Origin of the sequence: Microbacterium sp. BDGP8 (genome assembly GCF_029991045.1) — a bacterium.
Classification (GTDB): Bacteria; Actinomycetota; Actinomycetes; order Actinomycetales; family Microbacteriaceae; genus Microbacterium; species Microbacterium plantarum.
The window spans coordinates 2,506,485-2,530,283 of the sequence record NZ_CP120712.1 but is presented as its reverse complement, the minus strand read 5'-3'; the positions used below and the strand labels follow the sequence as shown (position 1 = coordinate 2,530,283).

At 70.7% G+C, this 23,799-nt stretch carries 21 protein-coding genes; 12 read left to right on the top strand and 9 right to left on the bottom strand.

Features of this window, described 5'->3' with window-relative positions; genetic code table 11:
* Window positions 1-7: 7 nt before the first annotated feature.
* Window positions 8-448 carry a metallopeptidase family protein gene (locus P6897_RS12305; RefSeq protein ID WP_023955399.1) on the bottom strand — a complete coding sequence of 147 codons (441 nt, stop codon included), beginning with the start codon at window positions 446-448 and terminating at the stop codon, window positions 8-10.
* Window positions 449-528: 80 nt separating this feature from the next.
* Here P6897_RS12305 and P6897_RS12300 point away from each other — a divergent pair, with 80 nt between their 5' ends.
* Window positions 529-735, top strand: a complete 207-nt coding sequence (locus P6897_RS12300) for a DUF3499 family protein (RefSeq protein WP_036305938.1) — start codon at window positions 529-531, stop codon at window positions 733-735.
* Here P6897_RS12300 and P6897_RS12295 read toward each other — a convergent pair.
* Window positions 707-1,567 carry an RDD family protein gene (locus P6897_RS12295; protein ID WP_274178867.1) on the bottom strand — a complete coding sequence of 287 codons (861 nt, stop codon included), beginning with the start codon at window positions 1,565-1,567 and terminating at the stop codon, window positions 707-709. The two genes, P6897_RS12300 and P6897_RS12295, sit on opposite strands and share 29 nt — an antisense overlap.
* Before the next feature lie 16 nt (window positions 1,568-1,583).
* Here P6897_RS12295 and P6897_RS12290 point away from each other — a divergent pair, with 16 nt between their 5' ends.
* The 3 genes from P6897_RS12290 to katG are packed head-to-tail and all read left to right on the top strand — an operon-like array spanning window position 1,584 to window position 5,462.
* Window positions 1,584-2,579, top strand: a complete 996-nt coding sequence (locus P6897_RS12290; RefSeq protein WP_274178866.1) for a stage II sporulation protein M — start codon at window positions 1,584-1,586, stop codon at window positions 2,577-2,579.
* A gap of 59 nt (window positions 2,580-2,638) precedes the next feature.
* Window positions 2,639-3,076 carry a Fur family transcriptional regulator gene (locus P6897_RS12285; protein WP_274178865.1) on the top strand — a complete coding sequence of 146 codons (438 nt, stop codon included), beginning with the start codon at window positions 2,639-2,641 and terminating at the stop codon, window positions 3,074-3,076.
* Window positions 3,077-3,116: 40 nt separating this feature from the next.
* A complete protein-coding gene (gene katG / locus P6897_RS12280; RefSeq protein ID WP_274178864.1) occupies window positions 3,117-5,462 on the top strand; it encodes a catalase/peroxidase HPI in 2,346 nt (781 codons plus the stop codon).
* Between the two features lie 543 nt (window positions 5,463-6,005).
* On the opposite strand, the gene P6897_RS12275 is transcribed toward katG, so the two are convergent.
* From P6897_RS12275 to P6897_RS12255, 5 genes are read right to left on the bottom strand one after another with little or no spacing between them, the layout of a single operon-like run.
* Entirely contained in the window at window positions 6,006-7,307 is a 1,302-nt protein-coding gene (locus P6897_RS12275; RefSeq protein ID WP_274178863.1) for a DUF58 domain-containing protein, read from the bottom strand.
* A 6-nt stretch (window positions 7,308-7,313) separates the two neighbouring features.
* Window positions 7,314-8,279: a MoxR family ATPase gene (locus tag P6897_RS12270; protein ID WP_269267817.1), complete on the bottom strand. Its 966-nt coding sequence runs from the start codon at window positions 8,277-8,279 to the stop codon at window positions 7,314-7,316.
* Window positions 8,276-9,445 carry a DUF4350 domain-containing protein gene (locus P6897_RS12265; RefSeq protein WP_282501350.1) on the bottom strand — a complete coding sequence of 390 codons (1,170 nt, stop codon included), beginning with the start codon at window positions 9,443-9,445 and terminating at the stop codon, window positions 8,276-8,278. The genes P6897_RS12270 and P6897_RS12265 overlap by 4 nt, the downstream gene beginning before the upstream one ends.
* Window positions 9,442-10,074, bottom strand: a complete 633-nt coding sequence (locus P6897_RS12260) for a DUF4129 domain-containing protein (protein ID WP_282501349.1) — start codon at window positions 10,072-10,074, stop codon at window positions 9,442-9,444. The genes P6897_RS12265 and P6897_RS12260 overlap by 4 nt, the downstream gene beginning before the upstream one ends.
* Window positions 10,071-11,321 (bottom strand): hypothetical protein, encoded by a 1,251-nt coding sequence (locus P6897_RS12255; RefSeq protein ID WP_282501348.1) that lies wholly within the window; start codon window positions 11,319-11,321, stop codon window positions 10,071-10,073. The genes P6897_RS12260 and P6897_RS12255 overlap by 4 nt, the downstream gene beginning before the upstream one ends.
* Window positions 11,322-11,463: 142 nt before the next feature.
* Here P6897_RS12255 and mtrA point away from each other — a divergent pair, with 142 nt between their 5' ends.
* The 5 genes from mtrA to raiA all read left to right on the top strand — a co-directional run bounded on the left by mtrA (window position 11,464) and on the right by raiA (window position 17,006).
* Window positions 11,464-12,144 (top strand): MtrAB system response regulator MtrA, encoded by a 681-nt coding sequence (gene mtrA, locus P6897_RS12250; RefSeq protein ID WP_112617343.1) that lies wholly within the window; start codon window positions 11,464-11,466, stop codon window positions 12,142-12,144.
* 7 nt (window positions 12,145-12,151) lie between these two features.
* Window positions 12,152-13,822, top strand: coding sequence for an MtrAB system histidine kinase MtrB (mtrB, locus tag P6897_RS12245; protein ID WP_274178859.1), 1,671 nt, complete (start codon window positions 12,152-12,154; stop codon window positions 13,820-13,822).
* Complete coding sequence (locus tag P6897_RS12240) at window positions 13,822-15,495, top strand: LpqB family beta-propeller domain-containing protein (protein ID WP_114588516.1); 1,674 nt, start codon at window positions 13,822-13,824, stop codon at window positions 15,493-15,495. Before mtrB ends, P6897_RS12240 begins: the two co-directional genes overlap by 1 nt.
* A gap of 89 nt (window positions 15,496-15,584) precedes the next feature.
* Window positions 15,585-16,250: a phosphoribosyltransferase family protein gene (locus P6897_RS12235; protein ID WP_282501347.1), complete on the top strand. Its 666-nt coding sequence runs from the start codon at window positions 15,585-15,587 to the stop codon at window positions 16,248-16,250.
* A 93-nt stretch (window positions 16,251-16,343) separates the two neighbouring features.
* Window positions 16,344-17,006, top strand: a complete 663-nt coding sequence (raiA, locus tag P6897_RS12230; protein WP_112617340.1) for a ribosome-associated translation inhibitor RaiA — start codon at window positions 16,344-16,346, stop codon at window positions 17,004-17,006.
* 72 nt (window positions 17,007-17,078) lie between these two features.
* On the opposite strand, the gene P6897_RS12225 is transcribed toward raiA, so the two are convergent.
* Window positions 17,079-18,404, bottom strand: a complete 1,326-nt coding sequence (locus tag P6897_RS12225; RefSeq protein WP_282501346.1) for a hypothetical protein — start codon at window positions 18,402-18,404, stop codon at window positions 17,079-17,081.
* A 160-nt stretch (window positions 18,405-18,564) separates the two neighbouring features.
* Between P6897_RS12225 and secA the strand changes: the two genes are divergently transcribed.
* Window positions 18,565-21,354, top strand: coding sequence for a preprotein translocase subunit SecA (secA, locus tag P6897_RS12220; protein WP_274178856.1), 2,790 nt, complete (start codon window positions 18,565-18,567; stop codon window positions 21,352-21,354).
* Between the two features lie 60 nt (window positions 21,355-21,414).
* The gene (locus P6897_RS12215) at window positions 21,415-22,638 is read left to right on the top strand and encodes a pyridoxal phosphate-dependent aminotransferase (RefSeq protein WP_269267808.1); all 1,224 of its coding nucleotides are present in this window, start codon (window positions 21,415-21,417) and stop codon (window positions 22,636-22,638) included.
* Between the two features lie 4 nt (window positions 22,639-22,642).
* Here the strand turns inward: P6897_RS12215 and P6897_RS12210 are convergent, their stop codons facing one another.
* On the bottom strand, window positions 22,643-23,074 hold the full coding sequence (locus P6897_RS12210; RefSeq protein WP_274179036.1) for an Rv3235 family protein: 432 nt from the start codon (window positions 23,072-23,074) through the stop codon (window positions 22,643-22,645).
* Between the two features lie 141 nt (window positions 23,075-23,215).
* Here P6897_RS12210 and P6897_RS12205 point away from each other — a divergent pair, with 141 nt between their 5' ends.
* A complete protein-coding gene (locus P6897_RS12205) occupies window positions 23,216-23,797 on the top strand; it encodes a hypothetical protein (RefSeq protein ID WP_269267807.1) in 582 nt (193 codons plus the stop codon).
* The last annotated feature ends 2 nt before the right edge of the window (window positions 23,798-23,799 follow it).

Sequence of the window (23,799 nt, the reverse complement as noted above, 5' to 3'; positions counted from 1 at the left end):
GCGTCGGTCAGAGGAAGCGGAAGCGATCGGGCCCGAGATCCCACGGGTCGCGATCGAGGTACTCGGCCGCAGCGCGGAAGACGCAGCTCTCGACCATCATCCGGCGGTGCAGGTCGTCGTTCCGGTGCAGTCGGTTCAAGCGCTCTATCGGCAGGCGGTACAGCACGATCCGTTTCTCGGCGGCGAAGACCTGCCAGCGAGGGATGCCGTCTTCGTCGCTCGCCGCGGGCATCCCGGCGACCTCGAAGCGGACCTCCCGCAGCTCGGGCCAGGCGCTGCGCAGGAACTCAGCAGCGGTGCCCACCGACAGATCGAATCGCTCGGAGCGCGTCTCGAGGGGAGGGAGTGGCGGCCGCACGACGGGGCTCCGGTCATCGCGGCCATGACGGCCGTGCCGCGACGGCCGGTTCCGCCGCGGCGGGACGGGTCGGGAACGACGCCGGATCATGAGGCCATCCTATGCCGCGAGGGGCGGAGGCTCGGCGCGGCATCCGGACGTACGGGGTACACGGCGTTACCGTGGATGCGATGCGCGAGAGACTGTGTTCGAAGGTGGGCTGCGCCCGCGAGGCCGTGACGACCCTCACCTTCGACTACGGCGACCAGATGGCCGCCCTGGGTCCGCTCGGCGGCGGAACGGACCCGCACGCGCACGACCTCTGCGCCATCCACACCGAGCGCCTGTCGGTGCCCAAGGGCTGGGTCGTCATCCGGCACGAGACCCTGCGGGTCTGACCGGGAATCCGCGCGGCGTCCCCTGGGCCGCGCCGACGAGCGCCGCTGCGCGCTCGTCGGTTCGCATGATCGCGGCGTACTCGCGGTCGCGTCGCACCGCCACGACCGCTCGCACGAGCGTCTCCGGGTCCGAGTGCGGCAGGGGTGAGACGAAAGGTGCGATCTCGGCGGCGATCATCGCCGCCGAGCGCGAGCGCGCCCCCGGTTCCATGCCCTCGGCCGAGCGTGCGAACTGAGTCGCCCGTCGGGCGATGCGGTCGGGCAGTCTTCCCACATCGGCCACCTCCGCCCATTCCTGCAGCTGACCGGGGACGGGCCCGGCGGGGGTCGGGAGGCGGGGCGCGCGCGTGCGTTCGCAGTACGTTCCCGCGACCATGTCGCCGAGGCGGGTCGATCGCGGGGTGAACGTCGCGACGATCCCCGCGAGTGCGCCGAAGGTGAACCAGATCTCCAGCACACCGACGAGGGCGCGGATGAAGGCCTGTCGGAATCCGGTGGCGCCACCGTCGGTGCGGACGATGCGACCGCCGACCGCCAGCTTCCCGAGGCTGCGGCCGCGCGTGAGCGTCTCGATCGCCGTCGGGATGACGACGAGCACGAGGACGAGCGCCGAGACGACGAGGATTCCGGACAGGTTCTCGAGGCCGAGGCCCCCGACAACGAAGCCTCCGACGAAGTAGGACAGCAGCAGCAGCGCGACGCCGCAGAGGACGTCGATGAGAGCTCCGAGCGCGCGGAGGAAGAAGCCGAGGGGCTGAACGTCGAGTGCGACCGCCTCGCCGGTGAGGATCTCGTCCTGGGCGATCTGCACCGGGGGAGCGGGCGTGGTCATGGGTACAGTTAAGCAAATGGACCTCGACGCCCTCGTCGCCGCGCGTCGCGCCGAATGGGATCGGCTCGACGCGCTCGGCCGCGCCCGCCGCTTGTCGAGCGACGAGGTCGACGAACTGGTCACCCGCTATCGCGCGGCGTCGGCCGATCTCGCCGACATCAAGACCTCGGCGGGTCGCAGCGTCGAGGGCGATCGGCTCTCGATGATCCTGTCGCGCGCACGTCTGCGGCTGACCGGAGCCCCCGAGAACGTGCTCCGGCAGCTGCCCCGCTTCTTCCTGCAGCAGCTGCCGGCCGCGCTGTACCGCGTGCGCTGGACCACGCTGGCGGTCGCCGTCGGCTTCGTCGTGATCAGTGCCCTCGTCGCCTTCTGGGTCTCGGGCGATCCGGCCGCGGTCGCCGCCCTCGGCTCGCAGGCGCAGCTCGAGCAGTATGCCGAGAACGACTTCACCGCCTATTACAGCGAGAACCCCGCCGCGGTGTTCGCGGGAACCGTGTGGACGAACAATGCGTGGATCGCCGCCCAATGCGTGCTGTTCGGGATCACCGGCCTGTGGCCGGTCATGGTGCTCATGCAGAACGCCGTCAGCATCGGTCAGGCAGCGGCGATCCTCATCTCGTTCGACCGCGGCGACGTCTTCCTGCTGCACATCGCACCGCACGGCCTGCTCGAGCTCACCTGCATCTTCGTGGCCGGGGCGACGGGTCTGCACATCTTCTGGGCGTGGGTCGCGCCCGGGCGGCGCAGCCGCGGCGAGGCGCTCGCAGCCGCCGGCAGATCCCTCGCGACGGTGGCGATCGGACTGATCCTCGCCCTCGCGCTCTCCGGGCTCGTCGAGGGCTTCGTGACGCGTCAGCCCTGGCCGTGGCCGATCAAGATCGGCATCGGTGCACTGGCCCTCGCCGTGTTCCTCGCATACATGCTGGGCCTGGGCCGCATCGCGGCGCGGCGGGGCGAGACCGGTGACCTCACCGAATACGAGGCCGGCACCCCGCGTCTCGTCGCGGGCTGACGAGCGCGTTCACCGCGGCTTAATTTGATCTGATCAAAAATGCCGGATACGATCGGGGCATGACGATCGCGACCGCTCCCGAGGCCATCCGCGCCTTCGGTCTGCGTGTGACCGAGTCCCGCTCCGCCGTCTACGACGCTCTGCATGCGAGCCCCCACGCCAGTGCCGACGAGGTCTATGCGGCCGTCGTCCAGCGGATGCCGCAGACCAGTCGGCAGTCGGTGTACAACGCCCTCAACGACTTCGCCGACGCCGGTCTCGCTCGGCGCATCGAGCCCGCCGGCCGCTCCATGCTGTTCGAGCTGCGCGTCGGCGACAACCACCACCACCTCGTGTGCACCGAGTGCGGCCGGGTCGAAGACGTCGACTGCGCCGTCGGGCACACGCCGTGCCTGCACCCGTCCGACGACCACGGGTTCGAGGTCGCCTCGGCCGAGGTGACCTACTGGGGTCGGTGTGCGGCGTGCGCCGCATCCGCGCCCCCGGCAGCATCCTGATCTTCTCTCTCTCCCGAAAACCCCCAACGGAAGGATCCCCATGAGCGATCGCGACCAGCAGTCCGCGCCCATCGGCGAGGACGTGACCGACACCGACCAGGCGGTCACCCCCATCGACACACCCGAAGACGAGCGCGCCGACGGCGAGACCCGGCCGCGTTCCAACGACGCCGGCGGCTGCCCCGTCATCCACGGCGGCGAGCAGGGACAGGGGCACGGCCACGGATCGCACGGCGGACAGCCTCACCCGACGGTCGGCAACGCCAACCACGTCTGGTGGCCGAACCAGCTCAACCTGCGCATCCTGAAGAAGAACCCCGCCGTGGCCAACCCCGTCGGTGAGGACTTCGACTACAAGGCCGCGTTCGAGTCGCTCGACCTCGCCGCCGTGAAGAAGGACATCGAAGAGGTCCTGACCACGTCGCAGGACTGGTGGCCGGCCGACTTCGGTCACTACGGCCCGCTCATGATCCGTATGGCCTGGCACTCGGCCGGCACGTACCGCGTCACCGACGGCCGCGGCGGCGGTGGGGCCGGCCAGCAGCGCTTCGCCCCCCTGAACAGCTGGCCCGACAACGTCAACCTCGACAAGGCTCGGCGCCTGCTGTGGCCCGTCAAGAAGAAGTACGGCCAGTCGATCTCGTGGGCTGACCTCATGATCCTCGCCGGCAACGTCGCGCTGGAGTCCATGGGCTTCTCGACCTTCGGCTACGCCGGCGGCCGTCCCGACGTCTGGGAGCCGGACGACGACGTGTACTGGGGCCCCGAGACGACGTGGCTCGCCGACGAGCGCTACTCCGGCGACCGTGACCTCGAGAAGCCCCTCGCCGCCGTGCAGATGGGCCTCATCTACGTCAACCCCGAGGGTCCGAACGGCGAGCCCGACCCGCTGAAGTCGGCCCGCGACATCCGTGAGACGTTCGGCCGCATGGGCATGAACGACGAGGAGACCGTCGCCCTCATCGCCGGTGGCCACACCTTCGGCAAGACCCACGGCGCGGCCCCCGACTCGAACCTCGAGGACAACCCCGAGGCCGCGGGCGTCGAGATGCAGGGCCTGGGCTGGAAGAACAACTTCGGCACCGGCCACGGCGACGACACGATCACGTCGGGCCTCGAGGTCACCTGGACGTATCACCCCACCCGCTGGGACAACGAGTTCTTCCACATCCTCTACGCCTACGACTGGGAGCTCATGCGCAGCCCCGGCGGCGGACACCAGTGGCGTCCCGTCAACGGTGCCGGTGCCGACATGGTGCCGCTCGCGCACTCCGACGGCCGCCGCGAGCCGCGCATGCTCACGAGCGACCTCGCGCTGCGCATGGACCCCGCCTACGACGAGGTCTCGCGTCGCTTCAAGGACGACCCGGTGGCCTTCGGCGACGCGTTCGCCCGCGCCTGGTTCAAGCTCACGCACCGCGACATGGGCCCCATCGCCCGCTACCTCGGACCCGAGGTGCCGCAGGAGGAGCTCATCTGGCAGGACCCGCTGCCCGCCGTCGACCACGAGCTGATCGATGACGCGGATGCCGCCGACCTCAAGGCGCGCATCCTCGCGACCGACCTGACCGTGAGCGAGCTCGTCTCGACGACGTGGGCCGCGGCCTCGACGTTCCGAGGCAGCGACAAGCGCGGCGGCGTCAACGGCGCCCGCATCCGTCTCGCCCCGCAGAAGGACTGGGAGGCCAACAACCCGGCCCAGCTGCAGCGCGTGCTCGGCGTGCTCGAGAGCGTGCAGGCGTCGTTCAACGACGGCCGTGCCGACGGCAAGAAGGTCTCGCTGGCCGACCTCCTCGTGCTGGCGGGCAACGCCGGTGTCGAGAAGGCCGCCCGCGACGGCGGCGTCGAGGTGACGGTTCCCTTCCGTCCCGGACGCACCGACGCCACCGCGGAGCAGACCGACGAGCTGTCGTTCAGCCACCTCGAGCCGGTCGCCGACGGGTTCCGCAACTACTACGGCCCGAACGCGTTCCTGCCGGCGGAGCACCACCTGATCGACAAGGCGAACCTGCTGACGCTGAGCGCTCCCGAGATGACCGTGCTCGTCGGTGGCCTTCGCGCCCTGGGAGCGAACTACGACGGATCGTCGTTCGGCGTGTTCACCGAGCGTCCGGGCGTGCTGACGAACGACGTGTTCGTGAAGCTGCTCGACCTCGGCGCCACCTGGAAGCCGCTCGACCCCGGCTCGCACGCCTTCCGCGGCGTGAACGCCGACGGTTCGGAGATCGGCATCGGCACGCGCGTCGACCTGCTGTTCAGCTCCAACTCGGAGTTGCGCGCCATCGCCGAGGTGTACGCCTCGGATGACGCGAGCGAGAAGTTCGTGCGCGACTTCGTCGCCGCCTGGACCAAGGTCACCGAGCTCGACCGCTTCGACCTGCGCTGACCCGCAGCATCCCTGCGAAGGCCCGTCCCGATTCCCCGGGGCGGGCCTTCGTCGTCGCTGCTCGCGCTGGTTCGGGTTCGGGTTCGGGTTGGCAGTTGGGGCCCCAACCTGGGTCTCGTAGGGGCGCGAGCTGCCAGGTGAGCAGGGGCTGCGGGTTTGGGTTGGCAGTTGGTGCCCAAACTTGAGGCTCGAGAGGGCGCGAGCTGCCAGGTGAAGGGGATGCTGCAACGCGGGGCCCGGGGTGGGGCGGGGCTGCGGGTTTGGGTTGGCAGTTGGTGCCCAAACCCGGCTCGGAAGGGGGCGCGAGTTGCCACGTGAGCAGGGGCTGCGGGTTTGGGTTGGCAGTTGGGGCCCCGACCTGGGGCGTGTAGGGGCGCGAGCTGCCAGGTGAAAGGGATGCCGCAACGCGGGGCCCGGGGTGGGGCGGGGCTGCGGGTTTGGGTTGGCAGTTGGTGCCCAAACTTGAGGCGCGAGAGGGCGCGAGCTGCCAGGTGAAAGGGACGCTGCAACGCGGGCACGGGTAGAGCACGGCTGCGGGTTGGGTCAGAGGCGGCCGGCGGCCTTCAGTGCGAGGTAGTGGTCGGCGATCGCGGGGGGCAGCACGTCGGGCGTCGCGCTGAGGGCGGCGCCGCCGGCGCGACGGATCGCCGCCGCGACCGACTCCGAATCACGCGTGGCGTGCGCGATCGCGGCTTCGCGGTAGACGTCCTCGGCGGTACGCTCAGCCGGCGCAGCCTCGGGTGCATCCTGTGCCGACCCGACGAGAACGGTGGCGCGCTCCGTCAACGATGGCAGGGCTCCGAGGAAACCCCGGGCGGCATCGGGGGCGTCCTGCGCGGTCAGCAGCACCACGAGAGAGGGCCGCGACGTCAGCGCACGCACCTCCGTGAGGACGGCGTTCCAGTCGGTGTCGATGAGCGTCGGCTCGACCGGTGCCATCGCGTCCACGAGGGCAGGCAGCAACCGCGGGCCGTCGATGCCGGTGACCCGCGCGCGCCGAGCACGGTCGAACATGAGCAGATGGACATGGTCGCCGGCACGTTGGGCGAGGGCGCTGAGCAGCAGCGCCGACTCCATCGCGGCATCCAGACGGACACCGTCACCCACGCGCGATGCGCTGGTGCGGCCCGTGTCGATGACGATCACGACGTGTCGATCGCGTTCCGGACGCCAGGTGCGCAGCATCGTCGTCCCGGCGCGGGCGGTCGCACGCCAGTCGATGGAGCGGACGTCGTCACCCCGCACGTATTCGCGCAGGCTGTCGAACTCCGTGCCGCGCCCGCGCACCTGGACGCTCGTGTTGCCGTCGAGCTCGCGCAGCCGGGCGAGCCGCGACGGCAGATGCCGACGCGAGGCGAACGGGGGCAGCACGCGCAGCGCACCCGGTGCCGCGATCACCCGCTGCCGCCCCGCGAGCCCCAGCGGGCCGCGGCTGCGCAGCGCGACGAACGCCGAGCGCAGCTCGCCCCGGCGCCGGGGGAGGAGCGGCATGGCGACAGCTCTCCGCTCACCCGCAGGAAGGTCGACGGCGGCGCGCGCGTCGCCGGCACCGGCGGTCGGCTGCCAGCCGTCGCGAAGGAGACCACGGATGCCGCGGGCTCCAGGATTGCGCAACAGGATGCTCGTCTCGACGGGCTCGCCCGCCCGCGCGCGTGAGGGGATGCGACGCTCGATCTCAACGGTGCGCAGCGGTCCGGCGGCTATGACGTCGACGGTGGCGAGGACGAGGCACAGCCCGATCCACGCGAGCGCCGCCCACGCCGCATCGAGCCCCGCCGCGGGGGCGAGCACGACGGGCACGACGCCGGCGGCGACGAGCAGCACGAACAGGCCGGAGAGGTACACGACGCCTCAGATCGGTACGCGGGTCTGCTGCAGCACGGAGCTGAGGATCGTGTCCGCGGAGACGCCCTCGATCTCGGCGTCCGGGCGCAGCTGCAGCCGGTGGCGCCACGCGGGAACGAGCATCGTCTGCACGTGGTCCGGCGTGATCGCCGGGTAGCCGCCCAGCCAGGCCCACGCCTTGGCGGCGGCGAGCAGCGCGGTCGCGGCACGCGGGCTCGCGCCCAGCTGGACCGAGGGGGACTGCCGGGTCGCCCGGGCGAGATCCACGACGTAGCCGAGGACGTCGTCGGAAACCGCCACAGCGGCCGCGGCCTGCTGGGCGGCGCGGATCTCGGCGGCGGTGACGACCGCCGACACGCCCGCGCTCTCGAGGGATCCGGGTCGGAAGCCGTCGGCGTGGCGGCGCAGCACGGCGATCTCGTCGTCGCGCGCGGGCAGGTCGATCACGAGCTTGAGGAGGAAGCGGTCGAGCTGGGCCTCGGGCAGGGTGTAGGTGCCCTCGTGCTCGACCGGGTTCTGCGTCGCGGCGACGAGGAACGGATCGGGCAGCGGACGCGAGACGCCGTCGGCCGAGACCTGGCGCTCCTCCATGGCCTCGAGCAACGCGGCCTGCGTCTTCGGCGGCGTGCGGTTGATCTCGTCGGCGAGCAGCACATTGGTGAAGACGGGTCCGGAACGGAACTCGAACTCCCCGGCGCGGGCGTCGTAGACGAGCGATCCGGTGACATCGCCCGGCATGAGGTCGGGGGTGAACTGGATGCGGGCGGTGTCGAGGCCGACCGCTCGGCTGAAGGTGCGCACGAGCAGCGTCTTGGCGACGCCGGGCACGCCCTCGAGCAGCACGTGTCCGCGGCCGAGAAGCGCGATCAGGAGGCCCGTGACGGCCCCGTCCTGTCCGACGACGGCCTTGCCGACCTCGAGCCGGACGCGGTTCATCGCCTCGCGCAGGTCGCCGGGTGCGGTCTCGCTCATGGGGTGTTCCTTTCGGGACGGACGGATCGGAGGACTGCTGCTTCCACCTCGCGCAGACGGTCGGCGGCGTCGACGAGGTCGCGATCGTTACGGGGGAGGTCATCGAGCAGGATGCCGCGGACGCGCGCGCGATCGTCTCCGATGCGGCTCGCCGCGGCATCGGCGATCGCGCCGGCGTCTGCGGCGCCGAGTCCCAGCAGTCGCGCGATGCGGCGCAACGTCTCGCGGCGGAGCTGGTCGAGCGCGTGCACGGGGTCGGCTGACGCGGCGTACAGGCGTGCCCGCCCCTCGGTGGTCTCGGACGCGCGGACGGTGACGGGCAGATTCTCCGCCACGAGCGGGCCGAAGCGCCGGCCCCGCCAGATGGCGGCCGCGACGGCCGAGGCGACGAGCAGGAGAATCGACGGCGTCACCCAGGGAGGCGTGAGCTCACCCAGCGACGGCGCGGCGGTGAGGGAACCGTCACCGATGGACGGCAGGTACCACACGACAGTGCCGGTGCCGCCCAGCAGATTCAGGCCGAGCGCGGCGTTGCCCTCTTCGGCGAGCCGTTGGTTGACCAGCAGCGCGGTCGCGTCCAGAGCGACGACGGTGTCGGCGCCGCGGTCCGAGACGATGAGGCCGTAGCCGTCGCCGGCCGCGTAACAGGTGCGGTCTGCCCCCTCTCCGCTGAACACCTCGCCCGGCCGGACCGGTCCGCTGACGGCGGCGGCGGGCAGGTCGCACGAGGGTGCGGCGGCTGAGCCGTCGCCGAAGCCGGCACTGCGCGGGTCTCCGAGGAGCACACGCAGATCGCGCGTGCGTGGCTCGAGCAGGACGACGCCGGAGGCGGCATCCCGCAACTCCCGGAGGTCGTCGTCGTCGAGGGGTGCGGTGTCGGCTATCGCGAGCGTCGCGTCGCCGCCCTCGAGCGCCTGGAGGGCTGCCGTGCGGTCGCGGGCGATCTCGACCTCGACGCCGCGATCGCGCAGCAGTTCGGCCAGTGCGCGCGAGCCCTCCGGCCCCGCGGCCTCCGGATCGAGGAGGCCCTGTGCCGGCATGGTGTTGATGCCGGCGATGGCGGCGACGGCGATGCCGGCGACGAGAAGGCCGGCGGTCACCGCCGCCCAGCCGAGCACCGAGCGCGATCGACGGGCGACGGGCGGCGTCGCGACCCCCGCGCTCATACGGGCACCTCGACCCGCGCGCCGGCCAGTCGCTCATCGAGGGCGCGCACGGCGGCGTAGCCCTCGGCTGTTCCCGGGCGTCGAAGGTAGCGAACGTCGTCGAAGGTCCGCGCCACCGCTTCGAGCTCCACGCTCTCTGCCGGGAAGGCGCGCCCCGCCTCAGCAGCGAAGCGATGCACGGTCGTGCCCGGGGCCGGGTCGACGATCGTCCGCTCGGCGAGTCCACGGGCGAGCGCACGCATCCGCAGCACGATGGCTTCGTCCCACGCGCTGCGGCGCGCGGCATCCTCGGCGTCCGAGCGCAGCTGAGCGGCGCTTCTCGTCTCGTCGTCACCGAAGAGCGGCACGCTCGCGCGCGAGCGGACGACCGCGCGGGGACGCCCCCAGATGAGGATCGCCACGGCGACCAGCACCAGCAGCACCACGATCGCGCCGACCGCGAGCCACGGGCCGAGCGTCGCGGGTACCTGCCCGCTGAAGAGAGCCGCGAAGAAGTCGACGACGCCGCGCGCGAAGCGGTCGATCGGGGTGGGCTCGGCTTCCTGGTACGCGGTCTTCGACAGTTCCTCTTCCGCCCATCGACGGGCTTCGTCCGGGTCGGGCGCGATCGGGGTGGCGAAGAGCCTCATGCGCGGTCAGCGCCCGGAGCGGTCCAGTCGGTCGACGACGGGCGGTCCGCCGGTGCGACGGGGGGCTCGGCTGCCGCGGCGGGCTGTTGCGGCGCGGGCGATCCGGCGGGCGGGGACTGAACGGGCTGATAGCCGGGGTACTGTGTGGGCGGCGGCGGGTAGCCCGGCTGCGTGCCGGCATAGGCCCCGGGTGGCTGCCAGCGTCCGTCCATCGCGCGTCCCACGTTTCGCCGATACGGATCGGGCGCGGGCGTGCCGGCATCGCGCTGATCGATGTACGCCGACAGATCGAGGTCGAGTCCCTCGCGGCGCATCCGGCAGTCGATGTAGACGAGCGCGCCGGCGGTCGACTGGACGATGACCGCGATGGTCTGGATGAGGGTGACGAACGCCTGGGCGAACAGCGTGCCGACGAGCAGGGCGATGATCTGGCCGGGTTCGGGGTCGCCGGTCGGAGTGATGACCGATGTCAGCCCCATCGTGACGAACGAGAAGGGCACGCTGATGACCTGCGCGAGGATGCCGAAGCTCATCGAGATGATGACGATGATCCCGAGCGTCGGCCAGAACCGGCCGCGGGTGAGCCGCCAGGATCGCCCGATCGCCCCGAAGACGCTCGCCTGCTCGAGGACGATGACCGAGGGCACCAGCAGCAGCTTCGTGCTCAGCCACAGGCTGAGCGGTATCGCCGACAGGGCCAGGAGGATGGCGAGGACGATCGCCGCCGGCCCCACGCTCACGGCGAGCCCGATGACGCCCGCGGCGAGGACGCCGATGACGACGGCCACGATGAGGAAGACCAGAGCGGAGTATGCGATCAGTCGCCACGCCACCGGCTTCACCCGCCGCCACAGCGCGCCGAGCGTGTGCTTCTCGGCGACGACGGCATGGGCCACCTCGCTGACCACGACGCCTTGCACGAGTACGCCGAGCGCGCCGGAGGCCAGCGACAGCACCAGCGCCGTCGCCCCGCTGATCGCGATGGACCCGGCCAGGACCGTCTCGAACTCGTCGGTGCCGGGGCGCAGCGACGCGAGTCGGCCGAAGGTCGCGAAGCCCACCGCGACGATGCCCGCGGTGGCGACGAGGATCGCGACCGTCTGCACGACCAGCGCGAAGCCCAGCAGCACCTTGGGGTTCTGCCGTAGGGCGGAGAACGAACGGCCCAGGATCACCCCGAACGAGAGTGGATGAAGCGGGATGATGCCGGGACGCGGCGCCGGCGTCCACGCGGGGTATGACGTCACGATGCACTCCTGGAACAGTCGGCTCGGTCGAACCCATCGTGTCACACGAGGGCGCGGCATCCGGAGTCGCGGGTCCGTGGGTCGGGTACGGTGAATACGCGCACGTCGCGCGCGAGCCCGAGCCGAAAGACGAACGCCGCCCATGACTTCTCGCATCCTGGTGGTCGATGACGACACCGCACTGGCGGAGATGATCGGCATCGTGCTGCGCACCGAGGGGTTCGACACCGTCTTCTGCGCCGACGGCGCGGCGGCTGTCGAGACCTGGCGCACCGAGAAACCCGACCTCATCCTCCTCGACCTCATGCTCCCCGGCGTGGACGGCATCGAGATCTGCACGCAGGTGCGTGCGGAGTCGGGCGTGCCGATCATCATGCTGACCGCGCGCACCGACACGGCCGACGTCGTGCGCGGGCTCGAGTCGGGCGCCGATGACTACATCGTCAAGCCGTTCAATCCCAAGGAGCTCGTCGCCCGCATCCGCACGCGCCTGCGCCCCGCGGTCGCGTCGGCCTCCGAGTCGCTGCGCATCGGCGATCTCGTCGTCGACGTCGAGGGCCACGAGGTCCGGCGCGGCAGCGACGCCATCGCGCTGACGCCGCTGGAGTTCGAGCTGCTCGTCGCGCTCGCCTCGAAGCCGCAGCAGGTCTTCTCGCGCGAGATGCTCCTCGAGCAGGTGTGGGGCTACCACTACAAGGCCGACACGCGGCTCGTGAACGTGCATGTGCAGCGGCTGCGGGCGAAGGTCGAGATCGACCCCGACAACCCGCGCATCGTGACGACCGTCCGCGGCGTCGGCTATCGCGCCGGCGCCGTCATCTGACGCTCCGATGCCCATCCGCACCGTCACGACGGCGACGGTCGCGACGCACGGCTGGCGGTCCTGGGGGCGGCGGCTCGCCCGGACCTGGCGACGATCGCTGCGGTTCCGCACCGTCGCGATCACGCTGGGTGCCACGGCGCTGACGATCACCGTGGCGCTGGTGTGGATGTCGCTGGCGATTCAGAACGACCTCTTCGAGTCGCGCACCTCGCAACTCCTCGGAGAGGCTCAGCGCGCGACCCAGTCGGCGCAGGCGACCCTGGATGCCGCCGAGGTCGGGGGCGATGTCGTCGCGGTCGACAACCTGATGGAGAGCGTGCGCACGTCCATCCAGCGGCAGTCCTCGACCGATCGCATCGCCGCCTTCCGGATCTCCTCGGAACCGTCCGCCATCGCGCCGCAGGACTTCGACTCGGCGGGTCTCCCGGCCGACCGCATCAGCGACGCGCTTCGCGCACAGGTGCAGAGCGACGACGAGCTGCAGTGGTGGCAGCCCGTCGGCTTCGCCGTCTCCGGCGGCGGGCAGGTGCCCGGCATCGTCGTCGGGCAGCAGATCGTGCTGCCGGAGGTAGGCGCCTACGAGCTGTATCTCGGGTACGACCTCGCCAGCGAGGCCCAGACGCTCGGCTTCGTCCAGATCACGCTGTGGATCGTCGGCGTGGGGCTGGTCGTCCTCATCGGCGCGATCTCGTGGATCGTGCTGCGCTCGGTCACCGAGCCGATCGCCCAGGCCGCCGAGAGCAGCTCGCGACTGGCGGCGGGAGACCTCGCGGTGCGGCTGCAGGTGCGCGGCGAGGACGAGTTCGCGACCCTCGGACGGTCCTTCAACGCGATGGCCGACAGCATCGAGTCCCAGATCAAGGAGCTGGCGGAGCTCTCGCAGGTTCAGCAGCGCTTCGTATCGGATGTCTCGCACGAGTTGCGCACGCCGCTGACGACGATCCGGCTGGCCTCCGACATGCTGAACGATCGGCGCGAGGAGTTCGATCCGGTGGCGGCGCGCGCCGCGGAGCTGCTGCACGACCAGGTGCACCGGTTCGAGGTGCTGCTGACCGATCTGCTCGAGATCAGCCGTTACGACGCGGGCTCGGTGCAGCTCGAGAGCGAGCCGACGAGCATGACGCAGCTCGCGGAGGATGTCATCGCATCGATGGAGCAGCTCGCGGAGCAGCACGGCAGCGACGTGCGCCTCGTGGCACCCGGGGGCTACTCGCCCGTGGAGATGGACCCGCGACGCGTGCGCAGGATCGTCCGCAACCTGCTGGGCAACGCGATCGAGCACGGCGAAGGCCGACCGATCGTCGTCAGCGTCGACAGCGATGCCCGAGCGGTCGCGATCGGCGTGCGCGACTACGGCCTCGGGATGCGCCCGGCCGACGCCGAGCGCGTCTTCGACCGTTTCTGGCGCGCCGATCCGTCACGCAAGCGCACCATCGGGGGCACCGGCCTGGGGCTCTCGATCGCCCTCGGCGACGCGCGGCTCCACGGCGGCACCCTGGCGGTGTGGTCCGAGCTCGGGCGCGGAACGAATTTCGTCCTCACCATCCCTCGACGCAGCGAGCCGCTCGACGGGCACTCCCCGCTCCCGGTCGATCCCGGTGAGGATGGCGTACCCTTCGACGACCTGGGCCTGACCCAGCCGATCTCCCTTCCTCGTTCCGCGAAAGGCTCGTCGTGATGCGTCTGCGCCCGGTCGCCGCCGTCCTGGGGATGCTGTTCGTGCTGCTGCTCGCGGGCTGCACGGGGCTGCCGACCTCCGGTCCGGTCGTCGCGGGCGCCCCGATCGATCAGGAAGCCGGCTCGGTCGACTTCTCGTTCCTGCCCGACGATCCGCCCCCGGGAGCAACGCCGCAGCAGATCGTCGCGGGCTTCCTCGCGGCCGGGTCGGGGCCTCGGGACGACTGGGGGACCGCCCGGCAGTTCCTCGCACCGGACTTCCGATCGTCGTGGCAGCCGACCGCGCGCGCCACGATCGACCTTCCCGGCGAACGGGTGTACACCGTCGCCGGCGACGGGACCGTCACGGTCTCCATCACCCCTGAGGCCGCGGTCGACGCGTCCGGCGCACTGTCGGTGACCGACGGCGGATCCATGCCGCTCGACTTCGCTCTCGTCGAGGTGGACGGCGAGTGGCGCATCTCGGACGCCCCCGACGGCGTCGTGCTCGACCGTGCCCGGTTCCAAGCGGTCTTCCGCGAATACTCCGTGATGTACTTCGATCGCTCGTGGACGTATCTCGTGCCCGATCGTCGCTGGTTTCCGGCGACCAACGCGGCCACCCACATCACCGAGGCCCTCATCGACGGCGACCCGAGCCCGTGGCTGTCCGGCGCGGTGTACTCGGCGTTCCCCGAGAGCCTCGAGCTCGCGACCCGCGCGGTTCCGCTCGAGGGGGGCGTTGCACAGGTGCCGCTGTCGCAGTCTGCGCTCGCGATCGTGCCCGAGACCCGCAACCGGATGCAGGCGCAGCTCGACGCGAGCCTCCAGTCCGCCGGCATCCGCGGCGCCCAGATGTCGGTCGACGGTGAGCCCGTCGCTGCGCAGGCGGTGGACGTCCGTCCTATCCGCGTCGACGTCCGACCCGCCGTGCTCACCGAAGACGCTTTCGGGTTCCTCTCCGGCTCCGAGATCGAGCCGCTGCCCGGGCTGTCGACCGTCATCCCCGAGCTCGACCCCGAGTCGATCCAGGTGGGGACCGACCGGAGTGCGGCCGCTGTGCGCACGGCCGCCGGTGCCGTCGTGCGCGCGCGCGATGACGCCACCTTCGAGATCGTCGACGAGCGGGCGGGCCTGATCGACCCCACGATCGATCCGCAGGGATTCATCTGGAGCGTTCCCGCCAGTGCGCCGTCGGGACTGACGGCGACCGGGGCGGACGGAACGGTCGTCTCCATCGCGAACGCCTGGCCGGGCGCATCGCAGATCTCGAGCATCGAGGTGTCACGGGACGGAACGCGCATCGCCGCCCTGGTTCGCGACGGCTCGCGCCCGGCGCTGTGGATCGCCGGCATCCTCCGCGACGACGACGGCTCGCCCGTCGGGCTCGGCGATCGTGAGACCGTGACCCAGCTGCCGGGTACGGGCATCGACGCGAGCTGGGTCGACGGTTCGACCATCGCGGTCCTCGCCGAGGACGGCGACGCCGATGTCGTCATCTCGCAGTCGGTGGGCGGGTTCGGCGAGCGGATCACGGCGCCGGCGGGGCCGGTCGCCATCGCAGCGACGAATCAGTTGCGCGCCGTGCGGCTGCTCGACGGCGAGGGCGTGCTCTACGCGCAGAAGGGCCAGGCCTGGCCGACGGTCGCGGGCGGCATCCGGGTGCTCGCCAGCCAACAGGGTTCGCCGCGCTGACTCCTCCCCACCGACCGTGTCGGCGCTCTCTTCCACAACGGGGAGGTTCGGTGCCAGGGGCGACGCGAGCGCCTCGACAGCATGGAAGCGTGCAGCCGATCGCCTCCCGTTCCGAGTCCTGGCGAGAACACCTCGCGGACGCGCTCGACCTCCTGATGCCCGTCTGGTGCGCCGGATGCGACGCACCGGGACGCGCGCTCTGCGCGACGTGCGTCGCGGAGCTCCCGCGACCGCGCCGGCGCGATGCCGACGGTCTCGACGTCCGGAGCCTCGCGCGGTACGAGGGCGCTGCGGCACGCATCATCCGAGCGCTCAAGGAAGACGGCCGCACCGGATTGTGCCGCCCCCTCGGCCGTCTGGTGGCAGGCCTCGTCCGCGATGCGGGGTGGGAGGACGCCGTGCTCGTTCCCGTTCCGCCGTCTCGGGCGGCCCTGCGACGACGGGGGTACGCCGTGCCCGAGATGATCGCACGGCACGGCGACGTCCGCACGGCACGTCGGCTCCGCGTGCGCGGCCGCGTCCTCGATCAGCGCCGCCTCGACCGCGCCGAGCGGCAGCGGAATGTCGCGGGCTCGTTCGTGGCACGGCCCGGGACGACGGCCGCTGTCATCGTCGACGACGTCATGACCACCGGGGCGACGCTGCGCGAGGCGCAGCGTGCGCTCCGCGAGGCCGGCTCACGCGTCGTCGGCGCCGTCGTGCTCGCGGACACGCCCTTGCGGATGACGGTCGGAGATATTCCTGGCGGTTCATGAGTGACATTGCTCGCTCGCCGCACTAGCGTGGGGGAGACCAAGGCGAACGAAGGTCCGCCCTTGAACCGGGCGGACCGGAGCAAGGAGGTCAGGATGGAAACCAGCATCGTCGGCGTGGGAGTCGGGATCACGGATCGCTTCCGCACGGTGGCTGAAGAGAAGTCCAGTCGCATCGAGACGCTCGCACCCCGTGCGCAGCGCCTCGACATCAAGGTCACGCATCACGCCTACCGCAACGGGCGCATGGATGATGAGACCGTCGAACTGACCCTCACCGGAAAGGGACCGATCGTTCGGGCCGAGGCCACGGACGGCGACAAGTTCGTCGCCCTCGACCTCGCGGTCGACAAGCTCGTAGAGCAGGTGCGTCGCGCCAAGGACAAGCGGGTCGACGCGCGGAACCACCCCCGCGGGGCCAAGCTCGACAAGGGAACCGGAGCCCTGGAAGGCATCGACGTCGAACCGGCGTCGGTCGACGTCCTGCGCGCCGTGGCGACGGGCGAGGTGCCCGTCATCGGCGACTCGGCGGAGGAAGAGGACTACACGCCCGTCGTCATCCGCACGAAGGAGTTCGGTGCTGAATGGATGACCGTCGAGGAAGCCGTCGACCGGATGGAGCTCGTGGGCCACGACTTCTTCCTGTTCATCAACGCGCGCACCGACCACCCGAGCGTCGTGTATCGCCGCAAGGGCTGGGACTACGGTGTCATCTCGCTGACCGCAGCCGCCCCGCCGGAGGCCGAGCTGGCGTCCTGACCTGAGGACGACGACGGGGGCGGGTGCCATCACGGCATCCGCCCCCGTCGTGTGCCGGTCGAAACCGGGCCGTCAGTCGAACATGCCGTCGAGCATGCTGCCGATCACGAGACCGCCCAGGATGCCGCCGACCATGTTGCCGCCGCTGCCGCGACCGCCCCAGCCGCCGCCGTATCCTCCGGGGCCGCCCCAGCCGTCGTTCGGGCGCGAGCCGTCGATGTCGCGCTGGGCGAGCTGCAGGGCTTCGCCGGCGAGAGCGGCGCAGCGCCGCGCGTCGGCCAGCGCCTTCTCGCGATCGTCCTCGGAGATCGGACCGACCGGGGCGAGCCCGAGTCGCAGGCTCTCGGCCTCGGCCAGTCGCGTGCGCGCGTCCGCACCGATCCAGCCGCGGTGTCCGGCGATGACGCTGCGCGCGACGGACAACTGTCGGTCGGCGTCGTCGATGGCGTGTCGCACGTGGCTCTCGGGCGGGATCGGGCGGGCCGCCCGCTCGCGGGCGGTGTCGACGGCGACGTCCAGCGCGGCGTTCTTCTCGCGGAGCATCGACAGCTCGGCGAACGGGTCGCCCTTCGAACCGGCGGGGCTGACGCGGGTCAGCGCCTGCTGGAGCTCCGCCATCGCGGTGGTGACCGCCGGGGTCTGCGGTGCCGTCCGCGCGGCGACGAGGTCGTCACGCGAGTCGGCCACGACATCGGCGAGCGTCGACTGCGCTCGCAGCGCTTCGACCTCGAAGTCGTCGACCGCGTCGAGCAGCGTGCGCGCGCGGCGCACCGCTTCGGTCGCCGTCTCCAGCGCGATGTTGGCCGGCCCGCGCTCGCCGGCAGCACGCCGGCGCTCGGCGACATCCGCCCCGTGCTCGGCGAACTCGAGGAGTCCGGCGGCCTCGTCCGCGTTCCCGCTGACCCGGTTGAGCGCGTCGGGGTGATAGCGGCTCGAGACCCGGTCGATGACGGCGCGTGCGGGGTCGATGCGCTCGCGCAGAGTGGCGACGTCGGCGCGGATGCCGGCGAGGATCTCGGGCGCCCGCCGCGCGCGCTCGATCGCCTCCGACAGGGCCGATACACGGTCGTCGAGCAGATCCTGAGCCCACTCGCACAGCTGGACGATGCGCGCGTTGCGCGTGCGCACCTCTTCCGGCGTGTCGGGGATCTCGTCGTGGTTGAGCTGCTTGAGGTGGAACGCCTCACCGAGGTGGTGGCGCACGGCGGCGATGGCCTCGCGCAGAGGAGCCGTGGCCTCCTCGCCGAGCTCGGCCTCGGCGAAGACCATCTCGTCGCTCGTGACGCGCAGGCGCTCGTCCGCCCCGACGAGGGCGATGTCGGCCTCGCGTGCCAGGTTCGCGTCCGCGTCCGCGACGTCCTGCTGTTCCCGCTTGCGTCTGCCCCAGAATCCAGCCATGTTCCGATCCTAGGTCTCGGCGGTCGGCGGAGGAGGGGATGTCGTCGTCTCTCGCAGGCGACGCCAAGGTCACGGGCCGATAACATGGCTCCATATGCCCGTGCGTACGCGCGGGCGCGGCCGACGTGGCGTCGGCGCACCCGACAGATGGAGATCCGCTGTGGCCAACCCTCTCGAGAAACTGCTCCGCGCCGGTGAGGGCCGTGTGCTGCGCCGCCTGCAGCAGATCGTCAAGGCCGTGGGCGCGCTCGAAGAGGACTACGCCCGCCTCACCGACGACGAGCTGCGGAACGAGACCGCCGAGCTCCGCACGCGTCACGAGGCCGGCGAGACGCTCGACCGGCTGATGCCGGAGGCGTTCGCCGCGGTCCGCGAGGCCGCCAAGCGCACGCTGGGTCAGCGCCCCTACGACGTGCAGGTCATGGGCGGTGCGGCCCTCCACCTCGGGAACATCGCCGAGATGAAGACCGGTGAGGGCAAGACGCTGACGGCCACCTTCGCGGCCTACCTGAACGCCATCGCGGGCAAGGGCGTCCACGTCATCACCGTCAACGACTTCCTCGCCTCGTACCAGTCCGAGCTCATGGGTCGCGTCTATCGCGCGCTCGGCATGACGACGGGGACGATCGTCTCGGGTCAGACCCCCGAGGTCCGACGTGAGCAGTACGCGGCCGACATCACGTACGGCACCAACAATGAGTTCGGGTTCGACTACCTGCGCGACAACATGGCGTGGCGCCGCGAAGACCTCGTGCAGCGCGGCCACTTCTTCGCGGTCGTCGACGAGGTCGACTCCATCCTCATCGACGAGGCCCGGACCCCGCTCATCATCTCGGGGCCGTCGTCGGGGGAGGCGAACCGCTGGTTCGTGGAGTTCGCGCGCGTCGCCCTCACCCTCGAACCGGGTGTCGACTACGAGGTCGACGAGAAGAAGCGCACCGTCGGAGTGCTCGAGCCCGGTATCGAGAAGGTCGAGGACTACCTCGGCATCGACAACCTCTACGAGTCGGCGAACACCCCGCTCATCTCGTTCCTGAACAACTCGATCAAGGCGCGTGCCCTGTTCAAGCGCGACACCGATTACGTCGTGATGAACGGCGAGGTCATGATCGTCGACGAGCACACGGGTCGTATCCTCGTCGGCCGCCGCTACAACGAGGGCATCCACCAGGCCATCGAGGCGAAGGAAGGCGTTCCGGTCAAGGCCGAGAACCAGACGCTGGCCACCGTCACGCTGCAGAACTACTTCCGCCTCTACGACAAGCTCTCGGGCATGACCGGTACCGCCGAGACCGAGGCGGCCGAGTTCATGTCGACCTACAAGCTCGGCGTCGTCCCGATCCCGACGAACAAGCCGATGATCCGCAAGGACCAGCCCGATCTCGTCTATAAGAACGAGACCGCGAAGTTCGCGCAGGTAGTCGAGGACATCGTCGAGCGTCACGCGACGGGTCAGCCGGTGCTCGTGGGCACGACGAGCGTCGAGAAGAGCGAGTACCTCTCGCGCCTGCTCGCGAAGAAGGGCGTCAAGCACGAGGTCCTCAACGCCAAGAACCACGCCCGTGAGGCCGAGGTCGTCGCCCGCGCCGGCCGCCTGGGCGCCGTCACGGTCGCGACCAACATGGCCGGTCGCGGTACCGACGTCATGCTGGGCGGCAACGCGGAGTTCCTCGCCGTCCAGGAGATGAAGTCGCGCGGGCTCGACCCCCTCGAGACCCCGGAGGAGTACGAGGCCGCGTGGGACGAGGTCTTCGCGTCGGTCCGCGAGACCGTCGCCGAAGAGGCCGAGAAGGTCGTCGCAGCCGGTGGTCTGTACGTCCTCGGCACGGAGCGTCACGAGTCGCGCCGCATCGACAACCAGCTGCGCGGTCGTTCGGGCCGTCAGGGCGACCCCGGTGAGAGCCGGTTCTACCTGTCGCTGACGGACGACCTGATGCGTCTGTTCCAGTCGGGCGCGGCCGAGGCGATCCTCGCGCGGACGAACTTCCCCGAGGACGTCGCGATCGAGTCGTCGATGGTCTCGCGGGCGATCAAGAGCGCGCAGGCGCAGGTCGAGGCGCGCAACGCCGAGATCCGCAAGAACGTCCTCAAGTACGACGACGTGCTCAACCGTCAGCGTGAGGCGATCTACGCCGACCGCCGCCAGGTGCTCCACGGCGACGACCTGTCGGAGCGCGTGCAGCACTTCATCGAAGACGCCATCAGTGCCGTCATCGACGACCACACGTCGTCGGGCCACACCGAGAGCTGGGACTTCGACGCTTTGTGGACCGAGCTGAAGACGCTCTACCCCGTGGGTGTCACGATCGACGAGGTCGTCGCGGAAGCGGGGAACAAGGGGCGGATCACCGCCGAGGTGCTCAAGCGCGAGCTGCTCTCCGACGCGAAGATCGCCTACCAGAACCGCGAGGAGGCGCTCGGCGAACCCGCTATGCGTGAGCTCGAGCGGCGCGTCGTGCTGCAGGTGCTCGACCGCCGCTGGCGCGACCACCTCTACGAGATGGACTACCTCAAGGACGGGATCGGCCTGCGGGCCATGGCTCAGCGCGACCCGCTCATCGAGTATCAGCGCGAAGGCTACGAGATGTTCCAGTCGATGATGAGCCAGATCAAGGAGGAGTCGGTCGGCTTCCTCTACAACCTCGAGGTCGAGGTGCGCTCCGCCGAGAGCGGCGAGGTCGACGCCAAGGGGCTCACCCCGACGCCCGTCGAGACGCAGAAGCTCGAATACTCCGCCCCGAGCGACACCGGATCGGGCGAGGTCGAGGTACGCAACGACCGCGGTCAGGTGCAGAAGAGCGCCACGGCGAAGGCCCGTCAGCACGCCGCGGAGCAGGAGGCGCCCGCCGACGCACCGCGCGGCGCGTTCGGCCAGAAGACAGGCACGGCCGAGGACGCCGGCGACGCGGGCAACCGCGCCGCACGACGCGCCGCAGGCAAGAAGAAGTGATCCGGCGAGCGGGCCACGCATCGTCGATCGGCCCGCTCGAGCCCCGGATATCCTGATCGGATGAACCGCCGAATCCTCGATCAGTCATCGAAGCTCAAGGACGTCCTGTACGAGATTCGCGGCAGCGCCCTGGCCGAGGCCGACCGACTGGAGGCCGACGGCCACAGGGTGCTCAAGCTCAACACCGGTAACCCCGCCATCTTCGGGTTCGAGGCCCCCTTCCAGATCGTCCGCGACATGATCGAGTCGGTGCCCAACGCGCACGGCTACAGCGACAGCCGCGGCATCCTCTCCGCGCGGCGCGCCGTCGTCTCGCGGTACGAGGAGGTTCCCGGGTTCCCGCACGTCGATCCCGACGATGTCTACCTCGGGAACGGTGTCTCCGAGCTCATCACGATGACGATGCAGGCTCTCCTCGACGAGGGCGACGAGGTGCTGATCCCAGCGCCCGACTATCCGCTGTGGACCGCCATGACGAGCCTCGGCGGCGGCAAGCCCGTGCACTACCTGTGCGACGCGACACAGGGCTGGGAGCCCGACCTCGACGACATCCGCTCGAAGGTGACCCCGCAGACGAAGGCGATCGTCGTCATCAACCCGAACAACCCCACGGGTGCGGTCTACAGCCGCGAGGTACTCGAAGGCATCGTGCAGATCGCCCGTGAGAACTCGCTCCTTCTGCTCTCGGACGAGATCTACGACCGGATCCTCTACGACGAGGCGACCCACATCCCGCTGGCGACGCTCGCTCCCGATCTCCTCTGCCTGACCTTCAACGGCCTCTCCAAGACGTACCGCGTCGCCGGATACCGGTCGGGCTGGCTCGTCATCACCGGGCCCAAGGCGCACGCGAAGGGCTTCCTCGAGGGCATCCAGCTGCTCGCATCCACGCGGCTGTGCCCGAACGTGCCGGCGCAGTTCGCGGTTCAGGCGGCGCTGTCGGGCGTGCAGTCGATCGAGGCGCTCATCGCCCCGTCGGGGCGGTTGCACGAGCAGCGGGATGCCGCATGGCAGGGTCTCGAGAGCATCCCCGGCGTGACCTGTCACAAGCCCGAGGGCGCGCTGTACGCCTTCCCGCGCCTCGACCCCGAGGTCTACGACATCCATGACGACGGCAAGCTCGTCTACGACTTCCTCGTCGCAGAACACGTGCTGCTGGTGCAGGGAACCGGCTTCAACTGGCCCGATCCGGATCACCTGCGCATCGTCACGCTGCCCGAGGCGCGCGTGCTGACCGAGGCGATCGAGCGGCTGGGCAACTTCCTCTCGTCGTACAAGCAGTAGCCCGTCACAGCAGGGCGAGCGACGTCGCGCGCCACCGCCCGTCGAGGCCTTCGAGCCGGAGCGCGACGGCCCGCGTCCGATGCGGAGTGGTGACGACCACCGTGCCCTCGACGACGCCGTCCGCCGGCTCGCACGTGCGGACCGAGACGATCGAGTGGACAGGCCGCGCCGGCGTCACCTGTCGGGCACTGCGTGCACGCGCCGCGAGATTCGCGCGCGTGACGAGAACGCGGAAAGCGTCCTCGCTCAGCCACCGAGCGAGCTGCTCGACCTCGCGCACTCCCGCCAGCACCTCGAGGACCCCGCGGGTCAGGTTGCGGATCAGCGGCTCGGGATCGGGCAGATCTGCCGTCGACGTCGGCTGCGCTGCGAAGTACTCGGCGACGTCGAGCGAGGACCCGATGCGGGGGTACCGGCGGGGCTGGTTCGCGCTCATCGACGTCATCGCACGCTCCTCCTTCCATCGGCTGTGTCAACGCCGACGAGTACAGCACACCGCCGAATCTGGCCGGATGAGAATCCTCCAACCTGTGGAAAGCGCCCTCGGGGTGCGCCGCGTCACCGCTAGCCTCACGGGGTGCGATGGCAGCGGTTCTTCGAGGATCTCGAACACCAGCTCGACTCCGAGTGGGAGGCCGAGCGAGCGGCGCTCGACACCGAGGCCGAGCGGTTGCGACTCTCGCGGCTGACTCTGCGCGAGCGGCTTCAGGAATCGATCGGCGCAGAGGTGACCGTCGATGTGGCCGCCGGTGATCCGATCCGCGGCCGCCTGACGGGGGTGGGAGCCGACTGGGTGGGCCTGGACCGCGCGGACGGCCCCGGTGCCGCCGTCGTGCCCTTCGCCGCTGCGTCGTCGGTCGTCCTCGCGGAACCTGATCTGCTCCGCAGCGCGCGCCCCGCGGGACGCGGCTCGGCGCTGTCGGAACGGATGACGCTCGGGTTCGTGCTGCGTGACCTGGCGCGCCGTCGCGTCCCCGTGCACATCGTGGTCGCGGGCGGAAAGACCTGGGCGGGGACGATCGATCGCGCGGGCGCCGACCACCTCGATCTCGCGCTGCACGACGCAGCTGAGCCGCGGCGACCGAGCGCTGTCACGGGGCACCGGATGATCGCCTACTCGGCTCTGCGGGTCCTGCACCTGCAGAGCGGCCACGGCTGAGA

Excerpts from the sequence above, each read along its gene's own strand:
- P6897_RS12305 (WP_023955399.1), bottom strand. The coding sequence starts at position 448 with ATGATCCGGCGTCGTTCCCGACCCGTCCCGCCGCGGCGGAACCGGCCG.
- P6897_RS12300 (WP_036305938.1), top strand. The coding sequence starts at position 529 with ATGCGCGAGAGACTGTGTTCGAAGGTGGGCTGCGCCCGCGAGGCCGTG.
- P6897_RS12295 (WP_274178867.1), bottom strand. The coding sequence starts at position 1,567 with ATGACCACGCCCGCTCCCCCGGTGCAGATCGCCCAGGACGAGATCCTC.
- P6897_RS12290 (WP_274178866.1), top strand. The coding sequence starts at position 1,584 with ATGGACCTCGACGCCCTCGTCGCCGCGCGTCGCGCCGAATGGGATCGG.
- P6897_RS12285 (WP_274178865.1), top strand. The coding sequence starts at position 2,639 with ATGACGATCGCGACCGCTCCCGAGGCCATCCGCGCCTTCGGTCTGCGT.
- katG (WP_274178864.1), top strand. The coding sequence starts at position 3,117 with ATGAGCGATCGCGACCAGCAGTCCGCGCCCATCGGCGAGGACGTGACC.
- P6897_RS12270 (WP_269267817.1), bottom strand. The coding sequence starts at position 8,279 with ATGAGCGAGACCGCACCCGGCGACCTGCGCGAGGCGATGAACCGCGTC.
- P6897_RS12265 (WP_282501350.1), bottom strand. The coding sequence starts at position 9,445 with ATGAGCGCGGGGGTCGCGACGCCGCCCGTCGCCCGTCGATCGCGCTCG.
- P6897_RS12260 (WP_282501349.1), bottom strand. The coding sequence starts at position 10,074 with ATGAGGCTCTTCGCCACCCCGATCGCGCCCGACCCGGACGAAGCCCGT.
- mtrA (WP_112617343.1), top strand. The coding sequence starts at position 11,464 with ATGACTTCTCGCATCCTGGTGGTCGATGACGACACCGCACTGGCGGAG.
- mtrB (WP_274178859.1), top strand. The coding sequence starts at position 12,152 with ATGCCCATCCGCACCGTCACGACGGCGACGGTCGCGACGCACGGCTGG.
- P6897_RS12240 (WP_114588516.1), top strand. The coding sequence starts at position 13,822 with ATGCGTCTGCGCCCGGTCGCCGCCGTCCTGGGGATGCTGTTCGTGCTG.
- raiA (WP_112617340.1), top strand. The coding sequence starts at position 16,344 with ATGGAAACCAGCATCGTCGGCGTGGGAGTCGGGATCACGGATCGCTTC.
- P6897_RS12225 (WP_282501346.1), bottom strand. The coding sequence starts at position 18,404 with ATGGCTGGATTCTGGGGCAGACGCAAGCGGGAACAGCAGGACGTCGCG.
- P6897_RS12215 (WP_269267808.1), top strand. The coding sequence starts at position 21,415 with ATGAACCGCCGAATCCTCGATCAGTCATCGAAGCTCAAGGACGTCCTG.
- P6897_RS12210 (WP_274179036.1), bottom strand. The coding sequence starts at position 23,074 with ATGAGCGCGAACCAGCCCCGCCGGTACCCCCGCATCGGGTCCTCGCTC.